Here is an 8,807-nt window from a genome sequence, read left to right as displayed (position 1 = left end):
GCCCGAGCAGATAACGCTCACGCCCGCCGTCCTCATGGAAACAACAGCCTGGCGGAGCGGTCGACGAGCCGAAACGCAACACACAATCACGGTCTCCGGGTTCGCCCGGCCGCTCCGTCGCCTCCCCAACCTTCAGCGGCCCGCCGCGTGAAGCGGCGAAGTCGCGACCAATCGTCCCGATTCACGATTAACAGCCCTTTCACCACGCGTCGCGACCCGGCCTTAACCAAGCCTGCCCATGCTGTGTCGAAACGGGACGAGGAGGGGCCTATGGGCCAGCACGTGGAAACCCTGGTGATCGGCGGCGGGCCGGCCGGCCTGACGGCCGCCTACACCCTGGCCAAGGCCGGACGGGACGTGATCGTGCTGGAGATGGACCCCGCGCGCGTCGGCGGCGTCGCCCGCACCCTCGACTACAAGGGCCTGAAGTTCGACATCGGCGGGCACCGCTTCTTCTCGCGCAATCCCGAGGTCCTCGACCTGTGGCGCGAGATCCTGCCCGAAGGTTTCCTCGAGCGGCCGCGCCGGTCGCGGATCTACTATCAGGGGCGCTTCTTCGCCTTTCCGCTCCGGGCCTTCCAGGCGCTGGCGAGCCTGGGCCCCTGGATGGCGACCAAGTGCCTGGCCTCGTTCGCCTGGGCCCGGGCCAAGCCGATCAAGCAGCCGGAGAGCTTCCGCGACTGGGTGCGCAACCACTTCGGCGAGACCCTGTACGCGACCTTCTTCAAGTCCTACGCCGAGAAGGTCTGGGGCATGAGCTGCGACGAGCTGTCGGCCGACTGGGCGCGCCAGCGCATCAAGGGGCTGAACCTCGGGGCGGCGATCGTGGACGGCGTGCGCCGGTCTCTGGGCCTTCGCCGAAAGGCCTCGGCCGCCGCGCCCAGCAAGACGCTGAGCGAGCAGTTCCTCTATCCGCGCCAGGGCGCGGGCATGGTCTGGGAGGCCTGCGCGCGGAAGGTCATGGCCCTGGGCGGCGACGTCCGCCTGGGCCGTCGCGTCGACGGCCTGCACTACGACAAACTCGCCAGGCTGTGGACCGTCTCGGTCGCCGGCGCCGACGGCCGCAAGGAGATCTACACGGCCGACAACGTCGTCTCGTCGGCGCCGATCCGCGAGCTGATGCAGTCGATCAGCCCCACCCCGATGAGCGTCTTCCACGCCGGCGAGCTGATGTACCGCGACTTCCTGACCGTGGTGCTGGTCGGCAAGACGCGCCGGGCGGCGCCGGACGCCTGGATCTATGTCCATGACGCCTCCGTCCAGGTCGGCCGCGTGCGCAATCTCGCCGCCTGGTCGCCGGAAATGCTGCCCGACGGCGTCGAGGCGGCCCTGGGCCTCGAATACTTCTGCTTCGAGGGCGACGCCCTCTGGACCCTGTCCGACGCCGAGCTGATCGCCAAGGCCAAGGCCGAGGTCGCTCGCATCGGCCTGATGGATCCGGAAGCCGTCGAGGACGCCTGCGTGGCGCGGCAGAAAAAGGCCTATCCGATCTATGACGAGGCCTATGCCGAGCACGTGCGGATGATCCGCCTGGACCTGAAGATGCACTATCCGGGGCTGCATCTGGTCGGGCGCAACGGCATGCACCGCTATGGCGACCAGGATCGGGCGATGATGACCGGGGTGCTGACCGCCGAGAACATCATCGCCGGCGAACGCCTCCACGACGTCTGGGCGGTCGATGAACACGCCGCCTATGATCGCCCGGCGGTCAGCGTCGAGCGGCCGGTCGCCCAGAGAGCCGCCGCGTGACCGTCTGCGGCGTCAGGCGCTGATTCTCCGGGCGGGCGACTGCTCCGGCTTTTGGCGATTTGATTCGCCGAATAGGCCGCCGAAGGCCCCGCAGGCGAGGCTGACGATGGCGTCGGCGAGGCCGGCCATTGCTGCAACCACGAACAAGGCTGAAATCACCAAGACCGCCAACGCCAACATGGAAAACTCCCGCACTTTTTCACCAAGCGGGAGAGCGCGGTTTCCGTTCCGGACAGGGGCTTCGCAACCGCAAAAAATCAGACAAATGGTTGACAACGTTGTCACGCTTCCAATGAATGTCGCGTCCGCGCAAAGACGGACTCGCCAACATCGTCGCTTAGGGAGTGGTCCAGTGATTGCGGTGCTGAAGTTCAACCTCGGAGGCCGTCGATGAGCGACGCTGCGATCGGCAATTCCCCGGCCAAGGGCGGGGGCGTCAAGCTGGCCATCGTCTATGTGACGTGCCTGTTCTTCATCTGGGCGCTGGTCACCAACCTGCTCGACCCGCTGCTGAAGACCATGAAGACCGTCTTCACCCTGACGCCGGTCGAGGCCAGCCTGACGGGCTTCGCCTTCTTCATCGCGTATTTCGTCATGTCGCTGCCCTCGGCGGCCTTCCTGTCGCGGTTCGGCTACGCCAAGTCGGTCATGCTGGGCCTGGGCGGCATCGTCGCCGGCTGCTTCATCGCCATCGCCGCGGCCAAGCTCCACACCTTCTCCCTGGTGCTGACCGCCCTGTTCGTGATGGCCTCGGGCATCACCCTGCTGCAGGTGGCCGCCAACCCGCTGATCGCCTCGATGGGCCGTCCGGAGGACAGCTCGTTCCGCCTGAACCTGTCGCAGGCGTTCAACTCGCTGGGCGCGGCCTGCGGCCTGTGGTTCGGCGCGAACTTCCTGCTCAAGGGCGACATCTTCAAGAAGGACGTCGTAATTACCGACGCCCTGCGCGAGCAGGCCCTGGGCTTCGTCACCAACGTCTATTTCGTGATCGGCGTGGCCCTGGCCCTGTTCATCCTGGCCATCTTCCTGGTGCGTCGCCAGATCACCGAGGCGGCGCCCAAGACCGAGCACTTCGTCAATCCGTTCACCGCTCTCACGTCCAAGTGGGCGAACCTGGGCGCGCTGGGCATCTTCCTCTATGTCGGCGCCGAGGTCGCGATCTCGCTGAACCTGCTGCTGTTCATCGAACAGCCGCACATCCTGAACGTCCCGGCCGAGCAGGCCGGCAAGATGACCACCTTCTACATGCTGTTCGCCATGATCGGCCGCTTCGCCGGCTCGGCGCTGCTGAAGTCGTTCAAGGACTACTGGCTGCTGACCACCGTCGCCGTCGGCGCCATCATCCTGAGCCTGGTCGTCATCCTGACCAAGGACATGGTCCCCAGCCCGCACGGCGCCGACGTCAACCTGATCCTGGCGGTCGTCCCGGCCACGACGGGCCTGATCCCGGCCTTCGCGGCCCTGCTGATCGGCCTGTTCAACTCGATCATGTTCCCGACGATCTTCACCCTGACGCTGCAGCGTTCGACCGCGCCGACCTCGGCCACCTCGGGCCTGCTTTGCCTGGCCATCGCCGGTGGCGCCATCCTGCCGCTGGTCTTCGCCAAGATCGAGGAAATGACCGGCTCCAAGTCGCTGGCCTTCGCCGCGCCGCTGCTCTGCTACGTCTACGTCCTCTGGTTCGCCCTGGTCGCCCGCAAGGCCCCGACCCACGAGATCCAGGAAGGCTTCTCCGGCGGTCACTGATCCGCCGCTCGCCTCGAAGACATCCGCCCCGGAAGGCTCGCCTTCCGGGGTTTTCTTTTGACGCTGAGAGTTTTTCTGAAAGGGCCTTGCGAAAAACCTCGGTCGCAATTCCCAGCGGGCGGCACGACATTGGTCGGCTTGAACGAGCAAGGAACGCGTATGGCCGCCGCCCAACCCAAGAGCAGCCGTTTCATCAGCGGCTTCGGCGTCCAGGTCCTGGCCGCCATGGCGCTGGGCCTGGGTCTTGGCCTGCTGGCCCGCCAGCTGGGGCCTGCCGAAGGGCAGGGCGGCTACGTCCTGGCCGAGACCCTGCATCAGCTCGGCGCCATCTTCGTCCAGCTGCTGCGAACCCTGGTCCCGCCGCTGGTCTTCACGGCCATCGTCGCCAGCATCGCCAACATCGCCCAGCTGCAGAACGCCGCGCGCCTGGTCTGGCGGACCCTCTTCTGGTTCGCGGTCACCGCCCTGATCGCGGTGCTGATCGGCATCGCTCTGGGCCTGATCCTGCAGCCGGGCCTGCACACCACGGTCGAGGCCGCGGCCGCCAAGGCGCCCAAGACCCACGGCTCCTGGCTCGATTTCCTGACCGGCCTGGTTCCCGTCAACATACTGGGCCTGGCGGCCTCGACCAAGATCGCCGATGGCGGCGCGGCCACGACCTCGCTGTCGTTCAACGTCCTTCAGATCGTGGTCATCTCGCTGGTCACCGGCGTCGCGGCCCTGAAGGTGGGCGAGGCGGGCGAAGCGTTCCTCAAGTTCAACGCCTCGGCCCTGGCGATCGTGCGCAAGGTGCTCTGGTGGGTGATCCGCCTGACCCCGATCGGCACCATCGGCCTGTTCGGCAACGCCGTGGCCCAGTACGGTTGGACGACGCTGGGCCAGCTGGGCGCCTTCACCGGCGCGATCTATCTCGGCCTCGCCCTGGTGCTGCTGGTCGTCTATCCGACCCTCCTGGCGCTGAACGGCCTGAACCCGGTCAGGTTCTTCCAAGGCGCCTGGCCGGCGATCCAGCTGGGCTTCGTCTCGCGCTCGTCGGTCGGCACGCTGCCGGTGACCGAGGCTGTCACCGAGACCAGCCTTGGCGTGCCGCGCGCCTACGCCGCCTTCGCCGCGCCTCTGGGCTCGACGACCAAGATGGACGGCTGCGCGGCCATCTATCCGGCCATCTCGGCGATCTTCGTGGCGCAGTTCTTCGGCGTTCACCTGGCCCTGTCGGACTACTTCCTGATCGTCTTCGTCTCGGTGATCGGCTCGGCCGCCACCGCCGGTCTGACCGGCGCCACGGTGATGCTGACCCTGACCCTGTCGACCTTGGGCCTGCCGCTCGAAGGCGCGGGCCTGCTGCTGGCCATCGACCCGATCCTCGACATGGGCCGCACCGCCGTGAACGTCGCCGGCCAGGCCTTGGTGCCGACGATCGTCGCCAAGCGGGAAGGGATCCTCGACCTCGAGACCTACAACGCCGCCCGCGTCCCGGCCGAGGCGGGGCTGATCGCCGCGGAATAGCCCTGCGCGGTTGCGCCGGAAAGCTTTAGCGGCGAGTTTGCGCGCCTCGTAAAGCGTCCCCGGGGGATTCCATGGTTCTGAAGACGGCGAACGGCGGCCCGGAAGGGCCGAGCCGGCGTGGATTCCTGTCCGGCGCCGCCGCGCTCGCGGGCCTGGCCGTCGCCACGCCGCGCGCCTTCGCCCGGGCTTCGGACCGCGTCGAGGCCCTGCTGGCCCAGATGACGATCGAGGAGAAGGCCGGCCAGCTCTCGTGCTTCGCCGACATGATCCGCCCGCCGATCGGCGATATGAACCCGCTGGTCAACCTGCGCAACGCCCAGACTCTGACCGCCGAGATCCAGGCCGGCCGCATCGGCGTGCTGATGAACGGCGTTGGCGCCCAGGCGGCGCTTGAGACACAGAAGGCCGCCGTCGAGGGCTCGCGCCTGAAGATCCCGCTACTGTTCGCCGCCGACGTGATCCACGGCTTCCGCACCGTCTTTCCGATCCCGCTGGCCGAGGCCGCCAGCTTCGACCCGCGCCTGGCCGAACGCACCGCCCGCGCCGCGGCGTCGGAAGCCTCGGCCTCAGGCCTGCACTGGACCTTCGCGCCGATGGTCGATGTCGCCCGCGACCAGCGCTGGGGCCGCGTGGCCGAGGGCTCGGGCGAGGATCCCTATCTCGGCGAAGTGATGGCCGCCGCCCGCGTCCGCGGCTTCCAGGGCAGGGACCTGAAGGCTGACGACAGCATGCTGGCGACCCCCAAGCATTTCGCCGCCTATGGCGCGGTGATGGCGGGCCTCGAATACAATTCGGTGGAGCTGTCCGAAGCGACCCTCCGCGAGGTCCATCTCCCGCCGTTCCAGGCCGCCTTCGCCGCCGGGGCGATGACGGTGATGTCGGCCTTCAACGACGTGAACGGCGTGCCATCCACCGCCAACAAGCGCCTGCTGACCGGCGTGCTGCGCGAGGAGTGGGGCTTCAAGGGCGTGGTCATTTCCGACTACACCTCCGACCAGGAACTGGTGGCCCACGGCTTCGCCGCCGACGACCGCGACGCCGCGCGGGTGGCGATCCTGGCCGGCGTCGACATCAGCATGCAGAGCGGCCTCTATATCCGCTACCTGCCCGAACTCGTCGCGTCGGGCGCCGTGCCGATGGCGGTCGTCGACGCCTCGGTGCGTCGCGTCCTGGCGCTGAAGGAGGCGATCGGCCTCTTCGACAACCCGTACCGTTCGCTGGACCCCACCGTCGAGAAGGCGCGCACCGCCACGCCGGCCTTGCGCGCCCTGAGCCGCGAGGCGGGCGCGAAGTCGATCGTCCTACTGAAGAACGATCGCGGCCTGCTGCCCCTGCCCAAGGCCGGCAAGCGTCTGGCCCTGATCGGCCCCTTCGCCGACGACCGCGACAACGTGCTGGGCGCCTGGGGCGGATTCTTCGCCAACAGGGCCCTGAACGTCGATCTCGCGACCGGTCTGCGCGCCCAGCTGGCCGATCCGGCCAGCCTCGTGGTCGAGCGCGGCAGCGATGTAGAGGCGCCGATCGCGGGCGGGATCGAGCGGGCGGTCGCGGCCGCCCAGGCCGCCGACATCGTCCTGCTGGCCGTGGGCGAGAGCCAGGACATGACGGGCGAGGCCAAGTCCCGCACCGAGATCCGCATTCCGCCCGCCCAGCAGCGCCTGGCCGAGGCGATCGCCGCCGCTGGCAAGCCGGTCGTGGTGCTGCTGCGTCACGGCCGGGCCCTTGCGCTTGAGGGCGCGGTCCGCGACGCGCCGGCGATCCTGGCGACCTGGTTTCTGGGCAGCGAGATGGGCAACGCCGTCGCCGACGTGCTGTTCGGGACGGTCAATCCCTCCGGCCGCCTGCCGGTCAGCTTCCCGCTCGACAGCGGACAGGAGCCGTTCTTCTACAACAGCCGCCCCACCGGCCGGCCCGCTCCGGCCGATCCGAACGCCCAGGAGTACAAGTCCCGCTGGCGCTCGATCCGCAACGATGCGCTCTATCCGTTCGGCTTTGGCCTAGGCTACGCGCCGTTCGCGGTCACCGACCTGCGCCTCAGCACCGACAAGCTCGGCTGGAACGACACGCTCCATGTCACCGCCAAGGTCCGTAATATGGGCTCGGTGCAAGGCGAGCACGTGGTTCAGCTCTATGTCCGCGATCGCGTCGCCAGCCGCACGCGACCGGTGCGCGAGCTGAAGGGCTTCCAGCGGGTGTCGCTGGCTCCCGGCAACGAGCGCGAGGTCCGCTTCGAGCTCAGGCGGGAAAACCTGATGTTCGTCGGCGACCGCGACTATTGGCTGGCCGAGCCGGGGATGTTCGATCTGTGGCTGGCCAATTGCGCGACCGACGGCCTGACGGCGAGCTTCGAACTGCTGGCCTCGCGAATCGGAGCCTAGCCGAATCATCGCGTTCAGATCTGCGGCGAAAACGGGGCGGATCCGCCAAATCGTAAACTTCGCGCGGTGCTTCGTCAGAGGAAACGCGCGGCTCGGCCTTGTCGTTCACGGGTCATTCACGTCTTCAACAAGCCTTTTTCTACAAGGGGTTGGCTCCTGTCTGGCCGAGTTTTGTATCGACAGCGGACAACCAAAGATTGGTTTTGTTTGATGCGGCGGCTTGTCTCGTTGAAAGGAGTCGGAAAGGAAATATCGTTACCCTTGCTGGGCCGAAGTGTGGGCTTGGGTAGGACGCTGCATCTGGGGGGCGTCTTTCTGTTGCCATAGATGACGCGCTCCGCGCGCGCGTCCGTCAGAAGGATGGATGAATGTCGGTTTCGAGCCTCTCGATCGCCCAAATCTCGGCGCTGTCGGCTACCGCCATCAAAGGGTTTTCGACCACCGACATTCAGTCGCTGACCGGCACGCAGATCGCCGCGATCAGCGCGACGGGCATCGGCGCGCTTGATGACACCCAGGTCGCCGCCCTCAGCACGACCCAGATCAAGGCGCTCACCACCACGCAGATTCCGAAGTTCGCCACTTCGGTCACCTTCGACGTCACCCAGCTTCAGCAGCTTTCCACCCAGCAGGTCCAGGCGCTCACCTCGACGCAGCTCGCGTCGCTCGACAGCTCCCATATCCAGGGCCTCAGCGCGACGCAGCTGGGCGTTCTGTCGTCCACGAATTTCTCGGCCCTCGACGCCACGCAGATCGGCGCGCTGAGCGCGACCCAGATCAAGGGGGTCACGGCCACCCAGGTAAAGGGCCTGACCACCACCGACATCGGCGAACTTGCCGGCACCCAGGTGGCGGCCCTGGCCGCCGATCGCCTGGCGGCCATGAGCGCGACGAACGTTTCGGCCATGGACACCACCCAGGTCGCCGCTCTGACCAGCACCCAGATCGCCGCGCTGAGCGTCACGCAGATCAAGGGGCTGAATGCGACGGACGTGGGCGAGTTGTCGGCCACGCAGATCTCGTCGTTGTCGACCTTGCAATTGACCGCTCTGACGCCGGCCGCGTTCTCGGCGTTGGACGCCACCCAGGTCGGCGCGCTGTCGACCACCCAGGTCCGCAGCGTCACCCTCGATCAGATCAAGGGGCTGAACGCGACCGACGTCGGCGAGTTCGCCACCACCCAGATTTCGGCTCTGACGGCGGCGCAGATCGGCGCCCTGGCCTCGACCCAACTGGCGCAACTGGCGACCACCCAGGTGGCCGCCCTGGCCACGACCCAGGTCATCGCCCTGACGACCTCGGCGTTCGCGGCGCTGGACGCCACGCAGGTGGGGGCGCTGGCGACCACGCAGGTCAAGGCGCTGACGACGGCGCAGCTGAACGCCCTGGCGCCGGCCGACATCGGCGAGTTCGCCGATACGCAGG

General features: G+C 67.6%; 5 protein-coding genes and 1 pseudogene. 5 read left to right on the top strand and 1 reads right to left on the bottom strand.

What is annotated here, in order from left to right:
- Positions 1 to 270: 270 nt before the first annotated feature.
- Positions 271 to 1,752, top strand: a complete 1,482-nt coding sequence (locus DI526_RS22375; RefSeq protein ID WP_304282939.1) for an NAD(P)/FAD-dependent oxidoreductase — start codon at positions 271 to 273, stop codon at positions 1,750 to 1,752.
- 12 nt (positions 1,753 to 1,764) lie between these two features.
- Here DI526_RS22375 and DI526_RS22370 read toward each other — a convergent pair whose 3' ends face one another.
- Positions 1,765 to 1,932 (bottom strand): hypothetical protein, encoded by a 168-nt coding sequence (locus tag DI526_RS22370; RefSeq protein ID WP_304282935.1) that lies wholly within the window; start codon positions 1,930 to 1,932, stop codon positions 1,765 to 1,767.
- Between the two features lie 210 nt (positions 1,933 to 2,142).
- Between DI526_RS22370 and DI526_RS22365 the strand changes: the two genes are divergently transcribed.
- The 4 genes and pseudogenes from DI526_RS22365 to DI526_RS22350 form a co-directional block, all read left to right on the top strand.
- Positions 2,143 to 3,498 (top strand): sugar MFS transporter, encoded by a 1,356-nt coding sequence (locus DI526_RS22365; protein WP_304282932.1) that lies wholly within the window; start codon positions 2,143 to 2,145, stop codon positions 3,496 to 3,498.
- Between the two features lie 159 nt (positions 3,499 to 3,657).
- Positions 3,658 to 5,004 (top strand): dicarboxylate/amino acid:cation symporter, encoded by a 1,347-nt coding sequence (locus tag DI526_RS22360; RefSeq protein WP_304282929.1) that lies wholly within the window; start codon positions 3,658 to 3,660, stop codon positions 5,002 to 5,004.
- A 71-nt stretch (positions 5,005 to 5,075) separates the two neighbouring features.
- On the top strand, positions 5,076 to 7,382 hold the full coding sequence (locus tag DI526_RS22355) for a glycoside hydrolase family 3 N-terminal domain-containing protein (RefSeq protein ID WP_304282925.1): 2,307 nt from the start codon (positions 5,076 to 5,078) through the stop codon (positions 7,380 to 7,382).
- A 368-nt stretch (positions 7,383 to 7,750) separates the two neighbouring features.
- A pseudogene (locus DI526_RS22350) lies at positions 7,751 to 8,807 on the top strand (ice nucleation protein); the annotation flags it as partial.

This window comes from Caulobacter segnis, from assembly GCF_003243465.1.
In the GTDB taxonomy this organism is placed as follows: Bacteria; Pseudomonadota; Alphaproteobacteria; order Caulobacterales; family Caulobacteraceae; genus Caulobacter; species Caulobacter segnis_A.
Note: the sequence above shows the minus strand (reverse complement) of the source record. Positions and strands in the feature narration are given on the sequence as shown.

Coding starts and splice junctions, on each gene's coding strand:
- DI526_RS22375 (WP_304282939.1), top strand. CDS start 271: ATGGGCCAGCACGTGGAAACCCTGGTGATCGGCGGCGGGCCGGCCGGC.
- DI526_RS22370 (WP_304282935.1), bottom strand. CDS start 1,932: ATGTTGGCGTTGGCGGTCTTGGTGATTTCAGCCTTGTTCGTGGTTGCA.
- DI526_RS22365 (WP_304282932.1), top strand. CDS start 2,143: ATGAGCGACGCTGCGATCGGCAATTCCCCGGCCAAGGGCGGGGGCGTC.
- DI526_RS22360 (WP_304282929.1), top strand. CDS start 3,658: ATGGCCGCCGCCCAACCCAAGAGCAGCCGTTTCATCAGCGGCTTCGGC.
- DI526_RS22355 (WP_304282925.1), top strand. CDS start 5,076: ATGGTTCTGAAGACGGCGAACGGCGGCCCGGAAGGGCCGAGCCGGCGT.